Raw genomic sequence first — 20900 nt, forward strand, 5'->3', positions numbered from 1 at the left:
CATCAAATGTAGAATTTCCCAGTTTGGCTAAGCGATGTGATACTATAAGGTCATATTGCTATGCAGTCAAGCGACGGCATTAAAATCACAGCCAGGGTTATGGGAGCGTATGTATGAAGTTACTTAAAATGATGTACCCGGTTATTTATTTCGGTATGCTGTTTGGAGTACTATATCATTTTGATTCTTCTTGGCCTTCTTACGTAATTGCGTTACTACTTCCCGCTTACTACGGCATTCGGACAATCTACCACTTCATTATTTTTCGAGATTTTGGCAAAATGATTCACGAAATCACAAATAAATATGAATCGACTTTTAATCCGAATGATGCAGCCGCTTCAATAGAAGACCTGCTGGCAACGGTAAATAAACGTCAGCCGGTTAAGGATGTACTGAATATACATAGAGCAAGTTATATCAGTAAAAGCGGTAACTTCTTAAAGGCACTTGAAATTTTAAAAAAAATGAATCCGAATAAGCTGGTCACCGAGGAACTGAGGATTTCTTACTTTATCCAACTGATTTACGTGCATTTCATGCTGCGGAATTTTACTGAAGCCGCGTATCTAATAAGACGGCATCGAGCCTTCATGAATGAAGGCAGCGAGAATAAAATCGTAAAAGAAGGCGTATTGTTCTTATCAGCCATTCGAGATTACTTTGACGGAAAATTGGAGAAGAGCAAAGTTAAGCTGGTTCAAGCGATATCCACAAAACAACAAGGCGAATCGAAAGAACCCCCGATTGTGCTGCACTATTTTTTGGGACTCATTTATTACCGACAGAGAAACAAGGAAGAATCGATTCGTTACTTTGATCAAATTAGCCGGTTTCCACACTATCAATATTACGCGACCCATGCAGGTAAGTATTTAAAATTGGCAGCGGCGGAAGAGTGGGATTCGGAAGAGATTGCTGAGAAGCCGGACTTAGATTTTTTCTTAAAAAGAAGTGCCGGATAACAACAGACAGGCTGCCGCATGAGGAATAACGGATGCCGCTGCGGCATCCGTTTTTATTTGTACAATTTCTTTTGAGGGGCATCTGTGATGAGGAAAAGAAAGAAAATTAGGGATCTCCTATACATAAGCGGCGAGCATCAGACGAAATGTTTTTATTCTTACGGAATCGAATTCCGTGAGTTTATGAACTGTGTACCCAATAGTCCGGAGAATCTGTTACTGCTGAAACATAGCTTTCACCATGCACAGTGGAATCAACATTCCGGCTTTGAGTATGTGACGAAGCAAAATCTTCATGATTTGATCGAGGATGATGTTTATGGCTATGGCGACTTTTGCTGGGTCGATTTTTCAAACGAGCAGGACTTGGATGGGTTAACCGACAAACAAATCGCGGAATTATTGTTTTTTGCTCATCGTGCTAAACCTTTAAATCAAATACCGATGAGAAGATTTGCCTATTATGCGCATGATGACGGTTGGTTCAACAAGCTCTATGTTACGGAGCTGGATGATTATAAAAATCTTTTAGCCAGAGTGATTGCATTGAAACTTCAGAAGTTAACCGGGAGAAAATTTCACGATATTCCGATTGAACTTTCTTCGGTACTTCTAGAATGCACGAGAGACGGATTGTTCATCGATTTATCGAGAGTAATCAAGAGTACAACTGAATTAAAAATACCGATTACCGCGATCGGTCATTACACGGATATGGATAAAGTAAACGACTTTCGGGAGGAAATAAAGGATTACAAGGCTTGGTTAGTATATTCGAAAAAGTCATGGAAGCTCATCAAGGAAGACTACCTTAGCGATTAATGCGATATATTTCTAATGGAGTCCGACGTTCGACTGGGTTATGATAAAACAAGTATATGGCAAACGAAAACGGGGTAGCAAACATGAAACCTGTAATCCGTAGTCGTTGGCTCCGAGCCTTTATCTGGCTCACTACCGTCTTGTATGGAGCTGTTCTCATATACCTTCTATTCATCCGGGATCGCAGACACATCGTGCTCAGCCACCCGAATATCCTATCGTGGGACCGGCCGTATGCGAACTTGATTCCTTTCCGCACGATCGACGGCTATTTATATCATTCCGATCTTTATAACTTCGATGTTTGGTTTCAAGTGTTTTTCGGGAACCTCGTATTGTTCCTGCCGTTCGGTTTCCTTGCTCCATTGTTGAGCGGGTGGATGCGGTCTTTTCCCCGATTCTTCATCGTGTTGCTGCTCGTCCTTCTCGGGGTGGAACTGATCCAGAAGTTCACGTTCACCGGAGCTTTCGACGTCGACGATATCATCTTGAATTCCATTGGCGCGATTGTCGGATATATCCTTTCCCGGTTGATATTTAGATCGGCGAAAAGTTAAGGACGTGAAGAGATGGTTCCTGACAATCTCTATCATTACAGCGAAGAGCCGGATATTCTACGGTTCGTGCCTCGCCCTGTATCCAGCGACCCTACGGGACCTGCGCTGGTGTGGGCGATCGACGAGACGCATGCCGTGAACTATTGGCTGCCGCGCGAATGTCCGAGGGTAATTTATCGCCAATCGCCAAAAGTGAGCGAGGAGGACTTGGGCCGTTTTTTCGGCTCCTCTTCTGCTGACACGGTAATTGTGGTGGAGTCAACCTGGCTGGACACGATTCGTTCAACCCGGTTATATGAATACCGTTTAGACAGCCACGGCTTCGAACTGCGAGATGAGACGGCGGGTTATTATATTTCACGCCATCCCGTCGAACCGCTGTCGGTGCAGCCGACAGGAGATCTTCTATCGCGTGTCCTGTCCCGCCCAGATGTGGAGCTTCGGTTTGTTCCCGAGCTTCATACGATTCGGAATGCGATCCTGTCATCCAGCGTGGATCGGTTTTCCATCATTCGTTTTCGGAATGCAATGCCGAAACAAGTATAACTGCGGGGAGAGCGGCCGCGTGACTTTCGTTCGCACACTTTTCATTTTCGCTTGGAAACAAGCGCTTTGCTGTATTTTCCCGGTCATCCTGTTCGCCGGCATGGCGCTTACCAAGGTGATCGATATTCCATATATTCATCGTTATGATTTGTTGCTGCTTATCGGCTTGGCGGCACAGGCTGCGATGGTGAAATTCCGGCTCGAAACGACGGACGAATTGAAAGTCATCACTTTGTTTCACTTGATCGGGCTAGGGCTGGAGCTGTTTAAAGTAAATGCGGGATCGTGGTCATATCCCGGAGAGGCCTGGACGAAGGTGGCCGGCGTTCCGCTGTATAGCGGATTTATGTATGCGAGTGTGGCGAGTTACATTTGTCAGGCGTGGAGAAGATTCGACCTGCAATTCGACCGGTGGCCGAACGGGGTATGGACGACTGCCATGGCGATCGCGATATACGCGAACTTCTTTACCCACCATGTGCTTCCCGATTTCCGGTGGGTGTTGACAGCGCTGCTCGTTCCCTTATTTCCGCGTACGGTAGTCCGATTTACCGTAAATGGGCGAACATACGGGATGCACATCTTGCTTTCGTTTTTGCTGATCGCGTTCTTCATTTGGATTGCGGAAAATATTTCGACGTTTCTGGGCGCATGGCAATATCCGAACCAAACGGCGGCTTGGAACCTCGTTCACTGGGGCAAAATCAGCTCGTGGTTTCTACTGGTGATCATCAGCATCATCGCGGTCGTGCAGCTGAAAGATTTGAAATACCGTCTTTTGCCGCGCAGATTCACCCGAATTAAAACCGGACGGTCCTTGTAGGGACCGTCCTTTTTTGGCCTAGATCATGGCGGTGGGATCTTCCTCCGCCGCGGCATCCGAACGATAAGCAATGAGGGTGATCGGCTGACCGGTTTTCTCCGAGATCCGTTTCTCCGTCAAACGAATCTCTTCCACCACTTCCGGCTTCAAATCGGCATATCGGTATTCTTTTTCACTCATTTCTTGATCAACTCCGCCAAGCGCTGTTGGATCAGCACCACATTTTTTTGTTTGGCCACCGCTTCCCGCTTCAGAGCGATGATGCTCTCCATGTCTTTCTTCGCGGCCGTCCACTCTTTCGCTTGACTGTGCTTATAAAATTCGTCCCAAGCCGCATGCGTTTTATCCTTCAACTCCCGCAGCGCTTTGCTGGCTTCAAACAGCTGCTTCATTTGCTCTTTGGCTTCGCCGCTTAGAGCCTGACGCTTTTCCTCGCTCAAGCCGCGATGCGCGGACTTGATGCGATCCCGCTGCTGGCGCATTTGCTCGTACAAGCCTTTTTGTTCGGCACGCAATTGATCCAACTGTGCCTTAAGCGCTCTGATATCAGCGGGTGCTGCGGACCAATCGATGTCGGGATGTTGGTGATGTTCGGGCCGGTGATCGCCGCCGGAATGGTGCTGTATCGGATGTGTCGCCGCAAAGGCGGAAGGTGCGGAAAGGACAAGCGAAAGGCTGACCGCCGCGGCCAAAATGGTTTTGCGCAAATGGATTTCCTCCCAGTTGTTGGATTCCCCTCTAGTATGGGACAAAGGCCGGGGAAAATAACCCTGCAGCATTGCTTACATCTTTTTTCAGAAAAATGGTTGTGCTCCTTCCCAAAAGCTGTATAATCCATAATATATATCGTTTGATATGTATCAACTGAAACACATAGATAAAAGGAGCTCGAGATGGCGCCGAAAACTAAGTTCACGAAGGACCAAATCATCGATGCAGCTTTTGAAATCGCGAGAACGGACGGCTTTGACGGTATTACGATCCGTAAGGTGGCGGACAGACTGGGGAGCTCCATCGCTCCGATTTATGTGAATTTTAAAGACGTAAACGAGTTGATCCAAGAGGTGATCCAAAAGACGTTCGCGATCAGCAAACAACTGTTGACGGAACAAAATACGGGGCATCCGTTTCACGATATCGGAGCAGCCAGCCTGCGGTTCGCCAAGGAGTACAGCGTCCTGTTTCGAGATCTTGTCATGAAGAAAAACGATCATAGGAACGATCAGGATCAGGACATGGGCATGCTGGTGGAACTGATGAAGCAAGATCCCGATCTCCAGGGTCTCACGGACGGGGAGCTGATGACCATTTTGCTCAAAATGAAAATTTTCCAGACCGGTCTTTCGGTGATGGTGGCGAACGGATTGCTGCCTGACGAATTCGATGAGGAGCGGATGTTGCAAATCATGGACAGCACGGCGACGGATATCATCACCGCAGCGAAAATGCGGAAAAAAGCGGGGGGCTAAAGATATGGAAGACAAAATCGTAATCATCACAGGGGCGAATTCGGGGATCGGCAAAGCGGCGGCGCTCAAATTTGCGACAGAAGGATATCGCGTGATCATGGCTTGCCGCAGTATGGAGAGGAGTAGAGTCGTACATAGAGATATCGCTTCGGTTTCGAACAATCCAAACGTAGATCTGATGGAACTCGATGTCTCTTCCTTCGAATCGATTCATACATTTTGCTCAGCTTTTAAAGCCAAATACCCGCGCTTGGACATTTTGATCCATAACGCCGCCTACTTAAATCATGGCGAAAAAGAGTATAAGCTGAGCCCTGAACAGATCGAGTTGAGTTTTGCCACGAACGCCTTCGGCCCCTTTTTGATGACGCGTTTATTGGCCGACCATCTCGAAAAATCGGAAGACGCTAGAATTCTGAATGCCTGCACCACAAATATCAAACACTTCTTCGACCCCAAAAGGGAAATCGAATTCGATAATCTGCGCGGCGAATATCGGGGCTCACGGCGTTATAACATGTACAAAATGTACGGAGACTCGAAAATGGCGCTTTTGATGCTGACCTTCAAGATGGCAGACGAGTATAAAAGCCGGGGGATCAAGGTCAACGCCCTTCAAATCAACCGGGTGAAGCTATCCGAAGAGACGATCGCGAAAATGAGAGGCGTTTGGAAAGTGCTCGCCCGTGCCCAAAATCTGACGAATCCTTTGCCGACAGCAATGGCCGATAACTATTTTCATATCTGCACTTCGGCAGAATTCGAAAAGGTTACCGGCCAACTGATCAACCATAAAAGAGAACTTGTTCGACCCTCTTCAAGCGAAAAAGGTTTCGAGCAATTGAAAAACATTTTCGGTTCGGGGACTTATCCCCGCTATGCCACGGATGATCAAAATGTCGAGAGAATATGGACGCTCAGCAACGAGCTGACGGTAAGCTGATTTAGGATCATACCGCGACAGTAAGAATCTCGGCCCATTTGGCCTGCATCGCCTCGATGCCAACGCGATGCACGAAGTCGTGGAACGACTCGTCTGTCAGGCGGGAGCCCTTGTAAAAGTGAATCAGCTCCGCAAGCCGATCAGCCACTTCGTCGCCTTTGACGCGGCCTTTCAGCGCGGTGTTATACTTGGCGCCCGGGCCGAGTGTTCCGCCGACGGCGATGTCGAATGCGTCGACCATGCCTTCCGGCGTCTTGATCAGCGAGCCTTGCAGACCGATGTCGGCCACGTGCTTCTGTCCGCAGCTGTTCGGGCAGCCGATGAAGTGGATGCGAATCGGCTCATCCAACCGGACATTCTCGTCAAGGTACTGGGCGACGCGGCGTGCGCGCTCTTTGGTCTCCACGATCGCCAAGTTGCAAAACTCGTTGCCGGTGCAGGAAACCGCGCGGCTCATGAACTGGTTCGGATTCGGCGTCAGGCGCTGCAGTACCGGAGCTTGCAGCAGTTCTTCGACTTTATCGTCCGGGACGCCGGTCAGAATCAGGTTTTGCGTGATGGTGGTGCGGAGTTTCCCGTCGCCGTAACGGTCGGCCAGATCGGCCAGCTGCTCGAACTCATCACTGTTGGTGCGGCCTACCGGCACGTTCAGGCCGACGTAGTTCAATCCGGCTTGCTTCTGTGGATGGACGCCGTCGAAGTAAGCGGCATTCCAGCCGATCGTGCGGTCTTCTCCGCATGCCGGCATAGGGCCGATCAGCTCGATCAGCTTCTCCTGAAACTTCTCCACACCCCATTCGGCGACCAAAAACTTCAAGCGGGCATAGTGGCGTTTTTCGCGGTATCCGTAATCGCGGAAAATCGTCGTGACGCCGATCGCCACTTTCAGCATTTCTTCTTGACGGACGAACATGTCGAGCTGCTTGCCCAAGTGCGGCTTCGCGGACAATCCGCCGCCGACCGACACGTGGAAGCCGAGCACTTCGGCACCGTCGATCACTTTGGAAGCGGGCGTGAATGCGAGGCACTGGATTTCCGCGTTGGAGCTATTATAAATATTGGAGGAAATGGACATTTTATATTTCCGGGGAAGGTTGGAAAAATCCCGGTTGGCTAAGAAGTGCCCCTCCAGCTCTTCCGTCAGCGCCGTCGTGTCGAACAGCTCATGCGGGTCAATGCCGGCGAGCGGATTGCCGACAATGGTGCGCGGGCAATCGCCGCATGCCTCGAAGGAGGACATGCCGACCGATTCCAACCGGCGGAAAATATCCGGCATATGTTCGATCTCGAGCCAATGATATTGAATCGCCTGGCGGGTCGTGACATCGATCAACCCGCGGCCGTAGTCCCGGCCGATGGCGGCCAATTCGCGGGCCTGCGCGCTCGACAGAATGCCGCCCGGAATGCGGACGCGCATCATGAAATGCCCGACGTTCGGCTTCTGCTGATAGACGCCGGCCCATTTGAACAGGCCGAATTCCGCTTCCGGTATGGAAGCAAAGCCTTCCTTGGCGTATTTCTCCACAATGTCCCGGATGATATCAAGTCCGTCTTTGTCCATTTTATATAATTCGAATTTATTCAGCTTCTCCGGATCCTTCATCCAGATCGCTTCGTAGGCCATGGGGAAACTCCCTTCCTTCACCGGAACCGATTCCTCGGAAACGATAATTCCGATTAAAATAGTATGAGATTGTTGCTGATCGTAACATAGATGGCCCGAGCCCACAAATAAAAGTTACTGATAAGATGGCTTAGCTTACCTTATAGTTGGGCACGGACTCCTCATGTTGTGACAAAGTTGTTACGGCGGTGACATCGGACTTGCAAGCGGGGCGGGCAAAAGCTAACATAGATGAAGATGGGTATCGTATGACGACAAAGGAGGTTCCTCCATGTTCCTCGCGGAAACGGCCGAGAAAACCAGCACATTCGCGCCATTCGACATTTTTATGCTGCTGTTCACGATTATCATCGCGATCGGCCTGGTACGCCTGCTGCTGCAGCGGCCTCGCAAAAATATGTTCGCTATCGGATTTGCAGTGGTTGCCCTTGTGATCTTCCTGGTTGCGGATGCAAAAATGATCAGCGGTTGGTAATAACAGATACGGGGACGACGGGAAGGTCGAAGAGCTTGAAGGCTCTTCGGCCTTCTTTTTTTTGCTTTTTGTCGAAATTTCCTCTCATTTCATGTTCAAATTTGTCGATATAAGGTAAAGTGAGAGGAACTTAATAAAGGGAATATTTTCCGATGGGAGAGAGGCGCTTGTTCAACAATCGCCGCCGCAAGGCGGCCGTCATCATGGTCCTTATCTTGCTGCTCTCGGCCGGCAGCGCAGTCGCGGCAACCCCCGCAGGCTCCGGAGGAGTGACGCTGGACGCCAAAGTCATCAACGGAGAAGTGTACGTCAAAGCTTCATCGCTCGTCGCGGCCATGGGAGGTACAGGTACCTACAACTCTTCCTCTAAGAAGTACACTTACAGCCCCGGCTCTATCGTGCCGGATGTGATCAAGCGAGTTTCCCCTTCGGTCGTCGCCATCATCGGCAAGCCGGACGACGTGAACGCGGACAACCGGTTCTCTCTGGCACACGGCACAGGCGTGATCGTGAAGAAGGACGGCTGGATCGTCACCAACGCGCATGTCGTCAGCGATATGAAGCGAATCGTCGTCGTCACCTCGGACGGCAAAGAGTATGAGGGAACCCGCAAGCAAATCGATACGGCGAGCGATCTGGCGTTGGTCAAAATTGCCGCCACTGGGCTTAAGCCCGCCACGTTCGCTCCGAATCCGCTGAAAGTGCAGGTTGGAGAAACCGTCATCGCGATCGGCACGCCTGTTTCGTTTTCGCTGCGAAACTCGGCAACGGTCGGTGTGATCAGCGGCATGAACCGCTCCGTGTCTTCCGACTACAACCTGCTGCAGACGGACGCCGCCATCAATCCCGGCAACAGCGGCGGGCCTTTGGTGAATATGCGCGGAGAAATCGTCGGCATCAACTCCTTGAAGTTTATGGCCGTCGGAGTCGACAGCATGGGGTTTGCGATTCCGTCGGATACCGTGCAATACGTGTTGAACCATTTTGAGAAGTACGGCAAGGTGATGCGTCCATCACTGGGCGTGGAGCTGGAAGAAAGCTGGTCCGCTGTGGTCGGTCTGCCGACGGACGAGCCGATGACCGTCACCGCCGTAACGTCCGCGGAGGCCGCTAACGCCGGAATTAAGGCCGGCGACCGGATCTACACCGTGGGCGGCAAGCCGGTATCCACGATTGTGGAGTTGACCGAGGTGCTGAAGGCTTATTTGCCGGGTCAAAAGGCAGCGGTCACGCTCCTGAACGGAGACGGAGATTTGGTGAACAAAAATGTGACGCTCTCGACCGCGTTGCCGGAGTAAGCGTAACGAAACCACATTAAAGGAGTAGTCCGACATGAAAACCAAGCTCTTATCGTTCTTCATCGCAGCAGTCATGCTTTTCGCCATGGCCGCTCCAGTGGCTGCGGCGGATTCCTCCGCAACGAAAACCGTCGATATCCGCGTGAAAGCCGGCAGCACCCAAATGAAAGTAGACGGCAAAGCCGTCCAAATCGCGGCGCCTTACGCGGCAAGCGGCACCACGATGCTTCCGACGGCGGTGTTTACCAAAGGTTTGGACGCCAAACTGACCGTGAAGAACAAATCCGTTACGCTGTCGGTTCCGAAACACAGCGTCACGGTTACGATCGGCAGCAAATCGGCTGCCGCCGACGGCAAAAAGCTCTCGCTTCCTGCCGCGCCTGCCGTGAAGAAGGAAATTACCTATCTGCCCGTCAAGGTTGCCCAGTCGCTTGGAGCGAAGGTAACCGTAGATTCTTCCACCAAGGAGATTCGCATCACCGCGACGGTTGCCGCAGCGGCCGCGCCGAAAGGCTCTTCCATCGATTCGGACTCCGGCAAGTCGAAAATCGGAGACAGCTACTACGAGTGGTCGATGAATTATCCGACCGGACTCGCTCAGGATTTCCAATCGGAGGATGGCGACCAGATCGTATTCCGTGATGTGAAGAAAAATTATTATTTGGCCGTCAATGTGGAAGAAATTCCGGATCCTATGTCCTCGGAGGAACTTCGCGAACTGCTGATGATGATGTACGTAGATGAAGACGAAACGATTATCGACAAACAAACGGTAACCGCCAACGGAGTGTCCTACGAGAAGATCGCGACGAAAGGCTACGGAGGCTTTTATTACGAGTTCCGGGCCTATCAGGCAAACAAAAAAGTATACGTGGTGATTTACGGGAAGAAAGCGACGAGCCTGGCCGATCTGAGGAAAAGCACCGGCATTTTGGACAGCTTTAAATCGTCCTTCGATCGCAGCGACCGCTCCATCAAAGATTTGACCAAAATCACCAGCGACCTGAAAACGTTCAAAAACGCCGACTACGGTCTGACGCTGACGTTGCCGAGACAATGGAAATCCAATTCGGTGAATCAGACGCCGTACTATTCCACGAATGACGGCGCCTATCTGTCCGTAGACGTTACGTCCCTCGTGCCGGGCGACACCGTGGAGGCATGGGCCAAACGGAAACAGGATCTCTTTGTAAACATCTATCTGGAGTCTTACCGCAAGACTGTGGAAATGAGCGACGTGACCTGGAACGGCGTGCCCGCCAAAATGCTCAAACTCTCCTACTCTATGGATGGAACGGAGTGGTGGGAGGAGTATGAGGTGTTTGCGGTGCAAGGAAGCTACCGGTATTACACGGAGCTTGCTTACCCGGTGGAGACGAAAAACAAGTACGGTACGCTCATGAACACGCTGCTCCAGTCGATGAAAATCAACTTCAAAACAGTGGAGCAAAATTTCGGCAACATTCCGGACGAGAGCGACATGGTGGATTGGACCAAGACCGTTACGAAAACGGATCAAGAGTATGGTTACAGCGTGACGGTTCCGGCGGCTTGGCGCAGTGGACCGAACATGGGTGGAGGATTCTCGGCCTATAGTTTACCGGGCGGTTCCTTTGCCGTTATGGTGTTCGAAGATATGCCGGATCCGCAAACGTTTATCGCGGATATGCGTGATAAAAACGTGAAACAAGCCGCCGAAAACAGCAAATTCAAACTCATCGAAAATACCACCGTTACGTTTGCGGGTAAGACAGCGGTGAAGCTCGTGGCGGAAGATACCCGGAATTCATTCAAATACCCTTACACGGAAACGGTGTATCTCTTTGAACACAAAGGAAATGTATATCTCATAGACGGCCTCTATTATCATGCGAATGGTACGGAAACCGTGAAGAAACAGCTGGAGGACGCCTTGAATTCTTTCAAATTAAATTAATTCAGGATGGCGTACATGCGACCGCCCGACAAGACCTATGGGGTCTTGCGGGCGGTTTTGCTTTCCATAGCCGGGTGTTGAGGCATTTGGTATACTGGAGTCTGATGAAGCCGTATAGACAAGCGGCTCTTTGGAGGGACATATTGATGACAGACAAAGCCGCTCTGCGGCGTGAAGATATCGAATTGCTGGCGCCTGCCGGAGACTGGGAATGCTTGCGGGCAGCTGTGGCGAACGGCGCGGACGCGATTTTTTTCGGGGTCGAGAAGTTTAACGCTCGGGCGCGCGCGAACAATTTCCAAAGCAGCGAACTGCCGGAAATCATGAAGTTTCTGCATCGTTACGGCGTAAAAGGTTTTCTAACCTTCAACATTCTTGTGTTCGAGGAAGAACTTCCGGAAGCCAAAAAAGTGGTGGAAGCGTGCATCGATGCGGGCGTTGACGCCGTCATTGTGCAGGATCTCGGGCTGGTCAAGATGATCCGCGAGATATCTCCGGATTTTCCGATTCATGGCTCCACGCAAATGACGATCACTTCGCCGGAAGCGGTGGAGTTTACGAAGCCTTACGGGCTGGAGCGGGTCGTGCTCGGAAGGGAGAACAACCTGAAGCAAATCCGCCAGATCGGCGACCAGGCCAAGCTTCCGATGGAAGTGTTCGTGCACGGGGCGCTTTGCGTCTCTTATTCGGGTCAATGCCTGACGTCCGAAATGTGGGGAGGCCGGTCGGCTAACCGCGGGGAATGCGCGCAGGCTTGCCGCTTGCCCTATGACCTGATGGTGGACGGCGTGCAGAAGCCGATGGGCGATATCGCTTATTTGCTGTCGCCGAAGGACTTGGCAGCCGTTGAGCTTGTGCCGGATCTGATCGAAGCGGGCGTGACCTCGTTCAAAATCGAAGGACGTCTCAAAAGTCCGGAGTATGTCGCCAACGTGGTGAGCAAATACCGCAGGGCGATCGACAAGCATTTCGCCGGCGACGAGTCCGCCCCGTCCCGGGAAGAGGTGCGGGAACTGCAGCAAAGCTTCTCGCGGGGTTTCACACATGGCTTCCTGAAAGGAACCAACAACAAGCAGCTGGTGGAAGGGACGTTCCCGAAAAGCCGCGGCGTGTATTTGGGTCGCGTAGAGAAGGTGCTTCGGGATGCGGTGATTTGCAGCCTGGAGGCGCCGCTGAAGCGCGGAGACGGTATCGTCTTCGATGCGGGCGATCCGACGAAGAAGGAAGAGGGCGGCCGGGTATATGATATCCGCAGAAGCGGTGTCAAGCTGGAAGGCGAAGCACCGGAAGGCGACCGCATCGAAATTGTGTGCGGACGCAATGACGTCGATCTGAGCCGCGTGCATGAAGGCGACCGCGTGTGGAAAACGAGCGACCCGGCATTGGACCGCCGTCTTCGCGGTACGTTCGAGACCGAGAAGCCGTACCGGACCTTCGGTGTCGCCGTCTCGGTGTTCGGCCAGGAGGGCGCGCCGATGCGGACGATCTGGACGGATCTTTCACGCGGCACGACCGTGGCGGTCGAGTCCGAAATGCCGTTGGAAAGCGCGTTGAAACGGCCGCTGGGCCACGAAGTGTTGGATGAACAGTTCGGCCGCTTGGGCGGCACGCTGTTTCACCTGGACCGATTGGAAGTCGCGCTTAAAGGAGACGTCATCCTGCCGAAAAGCGAGCTGAACCGGATGCGCCGGGAAGCCGCGGAACGTCTCGAAGAGCTGCGCGAACAGCCGCCGGTATATGTGAAGCGCGAAGTGGACGAGTATAAGGATACGGCGAAGTCTGAAGCCGTTCGCCCGAACGTGAAAGATATCCGGCTGACTGCACTTTGCCGGAATTTGGAGCAGGTGGAAGCTGCCGCGGAGTCGAAAGAGGTGGCGATGATTTACGCCGATTTCGAGTTCATCAAGCAGTTCCCGGCCGCCATCGAAGTATGCCGCAAAGCCGGCAAACCGATCGCGCTCGCGACTCCCCGCATCCATATGCCGGGAGAGAACGGCTACCACCGCAACATTCTGAACTTGAAACCGGAAGCGGTGCTTATCCGCAATACCGGCGCCCTATACTATTATTTGAAGGAACGGATGGAGAAACCGGGCGAACGTCATCCGAAGCTGATCGGCGATTTCTCCTTGAATGTGGCTAACCACAAAACGGTCGAAGTATTCCGCGAAGCCGGCTGCGACCTTATTACCCCGTCGTATGATCTGAACATTCAGCAGATGGTGGACATGCTCCGCCGAGTAGACGCTTCCGACCTTGAAGTCGTGCTGCATCAGCATCTTCCGATGTTCCACACCGAGCACTGCGTGTATTGCACCTTCCTGAGCGAAGGCACGGATTACACGAATTGCGGACGTCCTTGCGAGCAGCACAGAGCTTCCCTGCAGGATCGCATCGGCATGTCCCATCCCGTCCGGGTGGATGAAGGCTGCCGCAATACGGTATACAATGCCATCGAGCAATCGGGTGCGGAATATTTGGATACGTTTCTGGATTTGGGCGTAGGCTCCTACCGTATTGAATTTTTGGAAGAGAGTGCGGACAAGGTGCGGGAAGTGGTCTCGCTGTACCGGTCCGCAATCGACGGACGCGTGAAGGGGACGGAAGTTTGGCGCAAGCTGAAGGCAACCAATCAACTCGGCGTTACGCGCGGGCAATTGGTGAAGTAAGACGGAACCTATTTTAAGGTGGGAAGAAACATGGCGACGTTCGACGATTTTGCCGCTTTGGATTTGCGCATCGGCACGATTGTGCGGGCGCTGCCTTTTCCGGAAGCGAGAAAACCGGCGATCAAGCTGGAGATTGACTTCGGCAGCATGGGTGTGAAAACATCGTCTGCGCAAATTACGAAACGGTACGATCCGGCTGCGATCGTCGGCCGGCAAGTAGCGGCTGTCGTGAACTTCCCGCCCAGACGAATCGCCGGCTTCCTCTCCGAAGTGCTCATTCTCGGAGGGATTCCGGAAGAAGGAGACGTCGTGCTGCTGCAGCCCGACGTTCCGGTCGAGAACGGCATCCGGATCGGTTGATTGTGGGAATTGGACCCGGCATTCGAAATGGATGCCGGGTTTCCTGCTGTCCGCGAACGGACGCGCTGAACGCACTGTCGAAGCATATGTTATGATGACGCAGGATTTACCGGGAACAATGGAGAACAAGTAAACGAAAACGGAATGAAAGCGGATTCATACGGGAGGAGTCATCATGCGCTTCAAGGATGTATTCTCCATTATCGGACCGGCTATGATCGGCCCGTCCAGTTCACATACCGCAGGAGCTGTGCGTATCGGAAGGGCTGCCCGCCGTCTGTTCGGCCGCCAGCCGGCCGAGGCGGTGGTCACGTTGTACGGCTCGTTCGCGGAAACATACGCCGGACACGGCACCGATCGGGCCATTGCCGGCGGCTTGCTCGATTATGATACGGACGATGTCAGACTTCCCAACGCGTTGGAAGAGGCGGAGCGGCAGGGACTCCGCATTTCGTTCCGCACCGGCGTCGGCATGGGGCCGCATCCGAATTACGCGCGGATCGAACTCCGGGATGAGCACGGAACCGCTGAGATGTCCGGGGCTTCCATCGGCGGAGGCAACATTCAGGTCGTTTCGATCAACGGATTCGATGTTGGATGCTCCGGCATGTATCCCACACTGGTGGTCACGGCCGCGGACCGGCAAGGGGTGCTGGCGTCCTTAACGCGGGTGGTCAGCGACGCCGGACTCAATATCGGGTACATGATGGTAGACCGGAAAGCGCGGGACGGCGAGGCGATGACGGTAATCGAAGTCGATGCCCGCCCGCCGGAGACGCTGTTGCAAGAAGTTCGCCGGCTGCCTCATGTGACGGAGCTGGCGGTTATCGATTTGACGTCGGGGAGTTGAATGTTACATGCGCTTTCAGACTTTACGGCAATTAGCCGAGCTTTGCGAACGAGAGTCCAAGACGATCGCGGCTCTGATGACCGAAGAGCAGGCCCAAGAATCGGGAGAACCGGCGGAGAAGGCGATCGGCCGGATGACCGAATATTACCGGATCATGAAGGAAGCGGTGCGGAAAGGCATTACCGAAAACGTCGTATCCCACAGCGGCTTGACGGGCGGCGACGCAAAGAAAGTGGCCGATTACGCGGCTAACGGGGAACCTTCAGTGGGGGAATGGCCGGCGAAAGCTATGGCATACGCGTTGTCTGTGTCCGAAGTCAATGCCTCGATGGGACGAATTATCGCCACGCCTACGGCCGGTTCATGCGGCATTTTGCCGGGGGTGCTCGTGAGCTCGCAGGAACGGTACGGCTGGGACGATGACAAAATGGTGCAAGGACTGTTCTGCGCGGGCGCCATCGGTTATGTCATCGCGAATAACTCATTCATCTCCGGCGCGGAAGGCGGATGCCAAGCCGAGATCGGCTCGGCGATCGGAATGGCCGCCGGCTGCCTGGTGGAACTTCGTGGCGGCTCGCCAACACAAGTGATCCACGGAGTCGGTCTCGCGCTCAAAAATACGCTCGGTCTCATTTGCGATCCGGTTGCCGGTCTGGTTGAAGTGCCGTGTATCGTCCGCAACGGCCTTGGTGCGGTTAACGCGCTGGCTGCCGCCGATATGGCGCTGGCCGGCATGCGAAGCGTTATTCCGTCCGATGAAGTGATCGGAGTGATGCGGGAAATCGGCGGTACGATGCCGATGGAACACCGGGAAACCGCGCTCGGCGGCCTCGCGCAGACGCCGACTGGCCGCAAGCTGGCGGAACAGCTGCGCCAGGAACAAAGGTAAATTTAATAGAGCCTGTTGCAAGCCCCGAATCCATTTGGACGGGGCTTTTTTTGTTGTACGGAAGGTGGAAAGTTTCAAAATATGGCAAGCAGGTTAGTATATATTTTGACAAGCGGAAGCCCTGACTGGGCGATACATAAAGTTTTCCGGCGATCTGAGATAAGGAGTGTGTCCAATTGTTCAAAGTGACCAAATGGGTACAATTATCGGTTTTCACATGCGCGTTAGCCGTCGGTTTGTTTTGGGCAGGGGAAGTTAGTTACGCAGTCGGTGATGTAGAGGGTGTCGTTCCTCGGGATTCCGTGGTTCAAGCGGACGTCGTAACTTTGGTCGATGTGCCTGCGCCGGAGATGGATTACCGGGTTTTGGATGCGGAGGTTCATGCCAAAATTGAAGCCGAAGCTGAGGCGGCCAAGGTGAATAGTGACATCCAAGGGAATGATGAGCTGAGCGTGGACGCTGCCGTCGAAGCGGATTCCATACTCGATTAGGAAACGGATTGGATGCGAAAAGAGTGCCAACTGGAAACGGTTGGCACTCTTTTTGTGCAAACATACGCCGACTAGGTGGGTCCGCTCGTTGTTTAGTAGCTGTGTGCTACTTGTTTTCGGTGACTAGGTGGGTCCGCTCGCTGTTTAGTAGCTGTGTGCTACTTGTTTCGCCGAATGGGTGGATCCACTCGCCGTTAAGTAGCTGTGTGCTACTTGTTTTCGGTGACGACCTGCAGAAGCCGGTAATCGTAAGTCAGCGAGACTGACTAACAGCCGACCATGCCGTGGAAATCTGTGATTCTAAGTCAGCGAGACTAACTAACAGCCGACTATACTACGGAAGCCTCCAACCGTAAGTCAGTGAGACTGACCAACAGCCGACTATACCACGAAAACCTCCAACCGTAAGTCAGTGAGACTGACTAACAGCTGTGGACGCTGCGGAAGTCTGCAACTGTGTGGGAACCTGCTACATCGATTGTGGCTGTTTCAATGCCGATATGCCAAGCGGATGATGGTCCAGCAAAATGTTTTCCACGGTTTGACGCTGGGACTCCTCGCATCGCACGATGATCACCACTTCCGACGAAATGCGGCTTCTGCGGCTGTTCTTTCCTTTGATTTGCATTTTCACCATCGCATATTTAATCACAAAACCGAGAAGCAAGCCGACAACGGCCCCGATAATTCCCCAAATGATCGGTCCCCAAGCGAGCACATAGCCGTATACCGTGCCGAGCAGCATAAAGACCGTGCCGAGCACGGCGGCCGTATCGAACAAACTGACTCCGTCAGCCCGGCGGGTGGTATCGAATAACTTGCGCGACTCCCTAGGTTTGGTGAGAGGAACGGCTAAAATTTGCTGCCTGGCGATCCCGGATTGCTCCAGCGAGGTCAGTGCCAGCTCCAGGGTCAACGTTTGCTCGAACGTGGCGAACACATGCATCGTATCACCTGTCTTGTTCGGGGATCGGGAAGGACGGATGTTGATACTGCGTCCTCAAAAATTGGGATTGCTCTTTCTCGAACAACACGTTATCCTCCACTGCCGTGACGTATGCGTCGTAGAAAATGAACGAGTACATGGAAGGCAAGTATAATGTCCATTGCATATCCAATAAGGCCCTGGCGCCTTCAAAATCGCCGACAAAGGTTTGATGGATGGCCGGAAGCAAGTGGGACTGGAAAATAAGGGCGACCGTAAATGCGAACACGAGAAATCCCGTTACGATTTTGTGTACGTAGAGGTGACCAAGCCCAGGAGCCAAAACGGACCAGACCAAAGCAAGCAAAGGGTTACGTTTATCCATGTAATTGATGTCCAGTGCGGAAATTCTCATATGGGGCATCCACGCGTCTTCCCTGTCCGCCAATATGTATTGTTTGTTCAGATCCACCGTTTTCCGATAACTGTCCCAAATGGTGAACATATAGATCCCTACATACAGCAGCAGCCACTTTGAGTCCAAAACCTCCTTGGCCTTGTCGAAATCGCCGAGCAGCGAGTAGAGGATGCCCGAGTTCACATTCGCCTTCGTATTGATGAAGATTTCCCAACCGGCGAGAATGATGGCTGGTAAATAACGTTCGAGCAGCAGATGACCGAATCCGGGGAAGGAAAAGGAAAAGAAGGCGATGACCCAGGGATTGCGAAGATGCAGCCGGGTTACACCATACGGATTCATATAAGCTCGAATACGCCGAGCCGATTGTGGATGATCCATGGGTCGTCTCTCCTTCGATCATGTTCAATTATTTGCCGGAGGCTTCCGCATTATCCCCAAGCACCGGGTTCGCTCGTATTTCGAAAAGGTTTGCTACAATATAAGGGACGTACGAGGGAGGCTCGGCATATGAAAATAGCGGTGGCGGGAGCGGGAGTCGTCGGACTTGCGTCGGCGGCCGGTTTCGCGGAACTTGGGCATACCGCGATATGCGTGGATATCGATAAGGAAAAAATCGCGTCGCTGCAACGGGGTGTTGTGCCTTATTACGAACCCGGCTTGCAGGAGTTGACGTTACGGAATATGGCAGCAGGCCGTATGCGGTTCGGAACAGGGATACACGAAATACCGGCGGATACTGAAGTGGTGATCATGGCGGTAGGCACGCCTTCCGATCCGGACGGAGATTTGTCGCTTACCGCCTTCTGGGCGGCTGCCGACGAGCTGGCGGATTGGATCGAGAAATGTGCGTGCCCGGCAGTCGTTGTAGCCGTGAAGAGCACGGTTCCGGTCGGTACGGCGGACAGCCTGGAAGAGAAGCTGCGCATGCGCTTGCCCCCATCGGAAAGCGGCCGGGTCGACACGGCGTCCGTACCGGAATTTATGCGGGAAGGCTCGGCGGTGAAAGACTTTTTCGAGCCGGCGAGGCTTATCATCGGGTCAGCTTCCGCGCAAACGGCCGAACGCCTGACTTCGCTGCACGCGGGCTTGCCGGGCCGCGTGATCTTCACGGACCGGCGGAGCGCCGAACTGTCCAAACTCGCGGCCAACGCATTCCTCGCGGTGAAAATATCGTTCTCCAACGAAGTAGCCGTGCTCTGTGAGCAAATAGGTGCCGATTACAACGATGTCGCAGGGGTGCTTGGCAGCGATCCCCGTATTGGTCCGCATTTTCTCGGTGCCGGACTGGGCTTCGGCGGATCGTGCCTGCCGAAAGATACGCGTGCGCTCGTCCGGTTCGCGGAACGGTCCGGCGCGCCGCAGACGTTGGTGGAAGCGGCCATCCACGTGAACCGGCAGCGTACGGAGCGGATCGCGCATAAGCTGGAAGAAGCGTTGGACAATCCGGGCGCTTCCACCATCGCGCTGCTCGGACTTGCTTTTAAAGCAGGAACCGACGATATGCGTGAGGCGCCGTCCGTGCGTTTGATGGAAGAATTGATGCGGCGTTTTCCCGGGATGGAGCTGCGAGCGTATGATCCGGCATCGACTGAAGCTGCGCGCGGCATCGTGCCCGGGCAGGTGAGGATTTGCCGTTCGGCCGAAGAAGCGCTGCGGGGAGCGGACGGCGCAATTCTCGTCACCGAGTGGCCCGAATTCGGCAAAATTCGAGCAATCGACTTTCGGAACTGGATGAAACGCCCTATAATATGGGATGGACGTAACTTGTTGGACGCAGATGAGCTGAACGCTCACGGGGTGCGATGTATCGGCACGGGGCGCCCCATACTTAGGAGGATTGCTTTTGATGAAAATTCGTAAGGCCATCATACCCGCGGCCGGATTAGGCACGCGGTTTCTGCCTGCCACCAAGGCGATGCCGAAGGAAATGCTGCCGATTATCGACAAGCCCGGCATTCAGTATATCGTGGAGGAGGCTGTAGCCTCCGGCATTGAAGATATTTTGATCGTAACCGGTAAAGGGAAGCGGGCCATCGAAGACCACTTCGACAATAATTACGAGCTGGAGCAAAACCTCCGGCAGCAAGGCAAGCTGGATCTGCTGTCCGAGGTCCGCAAACCGAGCGAGCTGACGGACATCCACTATATCCGACAGAAGGAACCCAAGGGCCTTGGCCACGCGATTTGGTGCGCCCGGAAGTTTATCGGCGACGAGCCATTTGCCGTGCTGCTCGGCGACGATATTGTACAGTCGGACGTTCCTTGCCTGAAGCAAATGATGGACGTCTTCGATCGGGTGCAGAACTCCGTGCTGGCGGTGAAGCAAGTGCCGGCGGCAGAAGTTTCGCGTTACGGCATCGTGGATCCGGATCCGGCCGGCAGCGGGGAAGAGCGGCTGATCAAGGTGCGCGGCTTAGTTGAAAAACCGGCGGCAGGGACGGCTCCCTCGGATGTGGCGATTATCGGAAGGTACATTTTGACTCCGGGCATATTCGATATGCTGGAGACGCAAAGCACCGGCGCAGGCGGGGAAATCCAGCTCACCGATGCGATTTCGAGGCTGTTGGATCACGAATCCGTGTACGCGTATAGGTTCGACGGCATTCGGTATGACACCGGCGAGAAGTTGGGTTATCTTAAAACGATTATCGATTTCGCGCTGGAACGCCCCGATTTGCGGGATGAGGTGCGCAGTTACCTGACTGAGAAGCTGGGAAAAGGCTGAGTTTGGGACAAAATAGGCAAATTGCGCGTGAAGTACACGCCGCTTGCTCCAATCCGGAGCGGGCGGCTTATTTAATTTGCCGGTTTATGGCACATGCAGGTTCTTGGAAGAA

The 20900-nt window shown here is 53.2% G+C and carries 22 protein-coding genes; 17 read left to right on the forward strand and 5 right to left on the reverse strand.

Features of this window, described 5'->3' with window-relative positions; translation table 11 throughout:
* The first annotated feature begins 113 nt into the window (after nt 1–113).
* From E5161_RS12435 to E5161_RS12455, 5 genes are all read left to right on the forward strand, one after another.
* A complete protein-coding gene (locus E5161_RS12435; protein WP_136778128.1) occupies nt 114–965 on the forward strand; it encodes a hypothetical protein in 852 nt (283 codons plus the stop codon).
* An 87-nt stretch (nt 966–1052) separates the two neighbouring features.
* Entirely contained in the window at nt 1053–1787 is a 735-nt protein-coding gene (locus E5161_RS12440; RefSeq protein WP_136778129.1) for a peptide ABC transporter permease, read from the forward strand.
* Between the two features lie 83 nt (nt 1788–1870).
* Nucleotides 1871–2344 (forward strand): VanZ family protein, encoded by a 474-nt coding sequence (locus tag E5161_RS12445; RefSeq protein ID WP_169306679.1) that lies wholly within the window; start codon nt 1871–1873, stop codon nt 2342–2344.
* Between the two features lie 12 nt (nt 2345–2356).
* A complete protein-coding gene (locus E5161_RS12450; RefSeq protein WP_136778131.1) occupies nt 2357–2890 on the forward strand; it encodes a DUF6886 family protein in 534 nt (177 codons plus the stop codon).
* A gap of 19 nt (nt 2891–2909) precedes the next feature.
* Nucleotides 2910–3713, forward strand: a complete 804-nt coding sequence (locus E5161_RS12455) for a DUF817 domain-containing protein (RefSeq protein WP_169306680.1) — start codon at nt 2910–2912, stop codon at nt 3711–3713.
* 18 nt (nt 3714–3731) lie between these two features.
* Here E5161_RS12455 and E5161_RS20795 read toward each other — a convergent pair whose 3' ends face one another.
* On the reverse strand, nt 3732–3893 hold the full coding sequence (locus E5161_RS20795) for a hypothetical protein (protein WP_169306681.1): 162 nt from the start codon (nt 3891–3893) through the stop codon (nt 3732–3734).
* Nucleotides 3890–4420 (reverse strand): hypothetical protein, encoded by a 531-nt coding sequence (locus E5161_RS12460; RefSeq protein ID WP_136778133.1) that lies wholly within the window; start codon nt 4418–4420, stop codon nt 3890–3892. Before E5161_RS12460 ends, E5161_RS20795 begins: the two co-directional genes overlap by 4 nt.
* A 186-nt stretch (nt 4421–4606) precedes the next feature.
* Here E5161_RS12460 and E5161_RS12465 point away from each other — a divergent pair, with 186 nt between their 5' ends.
* Together E5161_RS12465 and E5161_RS12470 are read left to right on the forward strand one after the other, a co-directional pair.
* The gene (locus E5161_RS12465; RefSeq protein ID WP_136778134.1) at nt 4607–5182 is read left to right on the forward strand and encodes a TetR/AcrR family transcriptional regulator; all 576 of its coding nucleotides are present in this window, start codon (nt 4607–4609) and stop codon (nt 5180–5182) included.
* Nucleotides 5183–5186: 4 nt separating this feature from the next.
* Entirely contained in the window at nt 5187–6125 is a 939-nt protein-coding gene (locus tag E5161_RS12470) for an SDR family NAD(P)-dependent oxidoreductase (protein ID WP_136778135.1), read from the forward strand.
* Between the two features lie 7 nt (nt 6126–6132).
* On the opposite strand, the gene E5161_RS12475 is transcribed toward E5161_RS12470, so the two are convergent.
* Nucleotides 6133–7749 carry a nitrite/sulfite reductase gene (locus E5161_RS12475; protein ID WP_136778136.1) on the reverse strand — a complete coding sequence of 539 codons (1617 nt, stop codon included), beginning with the start codon at nt 7747–7749 and terminating at the stop codon, nt 6133–6135.
* Nucleotides 7750–8020: 271 nt separating this feature from the next.
* On the opposite strand from E5161_RS12475, the gene E5161_RS12480 reads away from it, so the two are divergent.
* The 8 genes from E5161_RS12480 to E5161_RS12515 all read left to right on the forward strand — a co-directional run bounded on the left by E5161_RS12480 (nt 8021) and on the right by E5161_RS12515 (nt 16717).
* Nucleotides 8021–8224, forward strand: a complete 204-nt coding sequence (locus E5161_RS12480; protein ID WP_136778137.1) for a hypothetical protein — start codon at nt 8021–8023, stop codon at nt 8222–8224.
* A gap of 167 nt (nt 8225–8391) precedes the next feature.
* Nucleotides 8392–9522 (forward strand): S1C family serine protease, encoded by a 1131-nt coding sequence (locus E5161_RS12485; protein WP_246042203.1) that lies wholly within the window; start codon nt 8392–8394, stop codon nt 9520–9522.
* 34 nt (nt 9523–9556) lie between these two features.
* Nucleotides 9557–11458, forward strand: coding sequence for a stalk domain-containing protein (locus tag E5161_RS12490; protein ID WP_136778138.1), 1902 nt, complete (start codon nt 9557–9559; stop codon nt 11456–11458).
* A gap of 146 nt (nt 11459–11604) precedes the next feature.
* Complete coding sequence (locus E5161_RS12495; protein WP_136778139.1) at nt 11605–14127, forward strand: U32 family peptidase; 2523 nt, start codon at nt 11605–11607, stop codon at nt 14125–14127.
* A gap of 30 nt (nt 14128–14157) precedes the next feature.
* The gene (gene csaA / locus E5161_RS12500) at nt 14158–14487 is read left to right on the forward strand and encodes a chaperone CsaA (RefSeq protein ID WP_136778140.1); all 330 of its coding nucleotides are present in this window, start codon (nt 14158–14160) and stop codon (nt 14485–14487) included.
* A gap of 175 nt (nt 14488–14662) precedes the next feature.
* Entirely contained in the window at nt 14663–15337 is a 675-nt protein-coding gene (sdaAB, locus tag E5161_RS12505; protein ID WP_136778141.1) for an L-serine ammonia-lyase, iron-sulfur-dependent subunit beta, read from the forward strand.
* A gap of 7 nt (nt 15338–15344) precedes the next feature.
* Nucleotides 15345–16226, forward strand: coding sequence for an L-serine ammonia-lyase, iron-sulfur-dependent, subunit alpha (gene sdaAA / locus E5161_RS12510; protein ID WP_136778142.1), 882 nt, complete (start codon nt 15345–15347; stop codon nt 16224–16226).
* 176 nt (nt 16227–16402) lie between these two features.
* Nucleotides 16403–16717 carry a hypothetical protein gene (locus tag E5161_RS12515; RefSeq protein ID WP_136778143.1) on the forward strand — a complete coding sequence of 105 codons (315 nt, stop codon included), beginning with the start codon at nt 16403–16405 and terminating at the stop codon, nt 16715–16717.
* Between the two features lie 469 nt (nt 16718–17186).
* Here the strand turns inward: E5161_RS12515 and E5161_RS12520 are convergent, their stop codons facing one another.
* Both E5161_RS12520 and E5161_RS12525 read right to left on the reverse strand, forming a co-directional pair.
* A complete protein-coding gene (locus E5161_RS12520) occupies nt 17187–17663 on the reverse strand; it encodes a hypothetical protein (protein ID WP_136778144.1) in 477 nt (158 codons plus the stop codon).
* A 4-nt stretch (nt 17664–17667) separates the two neighbouring features.
* The gene (locus tag E5161_RS12525) at nt 17668–18441 is read right to left on the reverse strand and encodes a hypothetical protein (RefSeq protein WP_136778145.1); all 774 of its coding nucleotides are present in this window, start codon (nt 18439–18441) and stop codon (nt 17668–17670) included.
* 129 nt (nt 18442–18570) lie between these two features.
* Between E5161_RS12525 and E5161_RS12530 the strand changes: the two genes are divergently transcribed.
* On the forward strand, nt 18571–19923 hold the full coding sequence (locus E5161_RS12530) for a UDP-glucose dehydrogenase family protein (protein ID WP_169306682.1): 1353 nt from the start codon (nt 18571–18573) through the stop codon (nt 19921–19923).
* A complete protein-coding gene (galU, locus tag E5161_RS12535; protein WP_136778147.1) occupies nt 19910–20788 on the forward strand; it encodes a UTP--glucose-1-phosphate uridylyltransferase GalU in 879 nt (292 codons plus the stop codon). Before E5161_RS12530 ends, galU begins: the two co-directional genes overlap by 14 nt.
* Nucleotides 20789–20900 lie beyond the last annotated feature (112 nt).

The sequence above is a fragment of the Cohnella pontilimi genome, assembly GCF_005049045.1.
Lineage (GTDB): Bacteria > Bacillota > Bacilli > Paenibacillales > Paenibacillaceae > Cohnella > Cohnella pontilimi.

Excerpts from the sequence above, each read along its gene's own strand:
- E5161_RS12435 (WP_136778128.1), top strand. The coding sequence starts at position 114 with ATGAAGTTACTTAAAATGATGTACCCGGTTATTTATTTCGGTATGCTG.
- E5161_RS12440 (WP_136778129.1), top strand. The coding sequence starts at position 1,053 with ATGAGGAAAAGAAAGAAAATTAGGGATCTCCTATACATAAGCGGCGAG.
- E5161_RS12445 (WP_169306679.1), top strand. The coding sequence starts at position 1,871 with ATGAAACCTGTAATCCGTAGTCGTTGGCTCCGAGCCTTTATCTGGCTC.
- E5161_RS12450 (WP_136778131.1), top strand. The coding sequence starts at position 2,357 with ATGGTTCCTGACAATCTCTATCATTACAGCGAAGAGCCGGATATTCTA.
- E5161_RS20795 (WP_169306681.1), bottom strand. The coding sequence starts at position 3,893 with ATGAGTGAAAAAGAATACCGATATGCCGATTTGAAGCCGGAAGTGGTG.
- E5161_RS12465 (WP_136778134.1), top strand. The coding sequence starts at position 4,607 with ATGGCGCCGAAAACTAAGTTCACGAAGGACCAAATCATCGATGCAGCT.
- E5161_RS12470 (WP_136778135.1), top strand. The coding sequence starts at position 5,187 with ATGGAAGACAAAATCGTAATCATCACAGGGGCGAATTCGGGGATCGGC.
- E5161_RS12475 (WP_136778136.1), bottom strand. The coding sequence starts at position 7,749 with ATGGCCTACGAAGCGATCTGGATGAAGGATCCGGAGAAGCTGAATAAA.
- E5161_RS12480 (WP_136778137.1), top strand. The coding sequence starts at position 8,021 with ATGTTCCTCGCGGAAACGGCCGAGAAAACCAGCACATTCGCGCCATTC.
- E5161_RS12490 (WP_136778138.1), top strand. The coding sequence starts at position 9,557 with ATGAAAACCAAGCTCTTATCGTTCTTCATCGCAGCAGTCATGCTTTTC.
- E5161_RS12495 (WP_136778139.1), top strand. The coding sequence starts at position 11,605 with ATGACAGACAAAGCCGCTCTGCGGCGTGAAGATATCGAATTGCTGGCG.
- csaA (WP_136778140.1), top strand. The coding sequence starts at position 14,158 with ATGGCGACGTTCGACGATTTTGCCGCTTTGGATTTGCGCATCGGCACG.
- sdaAB (WP_136778141.1), top strand. The coding sequence starts at position 14,663 with ATGCGCTTCAAGGATGTATTCTCCATTATCGGACCGGCTATGATCGGC.
- sdaAA (WP_136778142.1), top strand. The coding sequence starts at position 15,345 with ATGCGCTTTCAGACTTTACGGCAATTAGCCGAGCTTTGCGAACGAGAG.
- E5161_RS12520 (WP_136778144.1), bottom strand. The coding sequence starts at position 17,663 with ATGCATGTGTTCGCCACGTTCGAGCAAACGTTGACCCTGGAGCTGGCA.
- E5161_RS12525 (WP_136778145.1), bottom strand. The coding sequence starts at position 18,441 with ATGGATCATCCACAATCGGCTCGGCGTATTCGAGCTTATATGAATCCG.
- E5161_RS12530 (WP_169306682.1), top strand. The coding sequence starts at position 18,571 with ATGAAAATAGCGGTGGCGGGAGCGGGAGTCGTCGGACTTGCGTCGGCG.
- galU (WP_136778147.1), top strand. The coding sequence starts at position 19,910 with ATGAAAATTCGTAAGGCCATCATACCCGCGGCCGGATTAGGCACGCGG.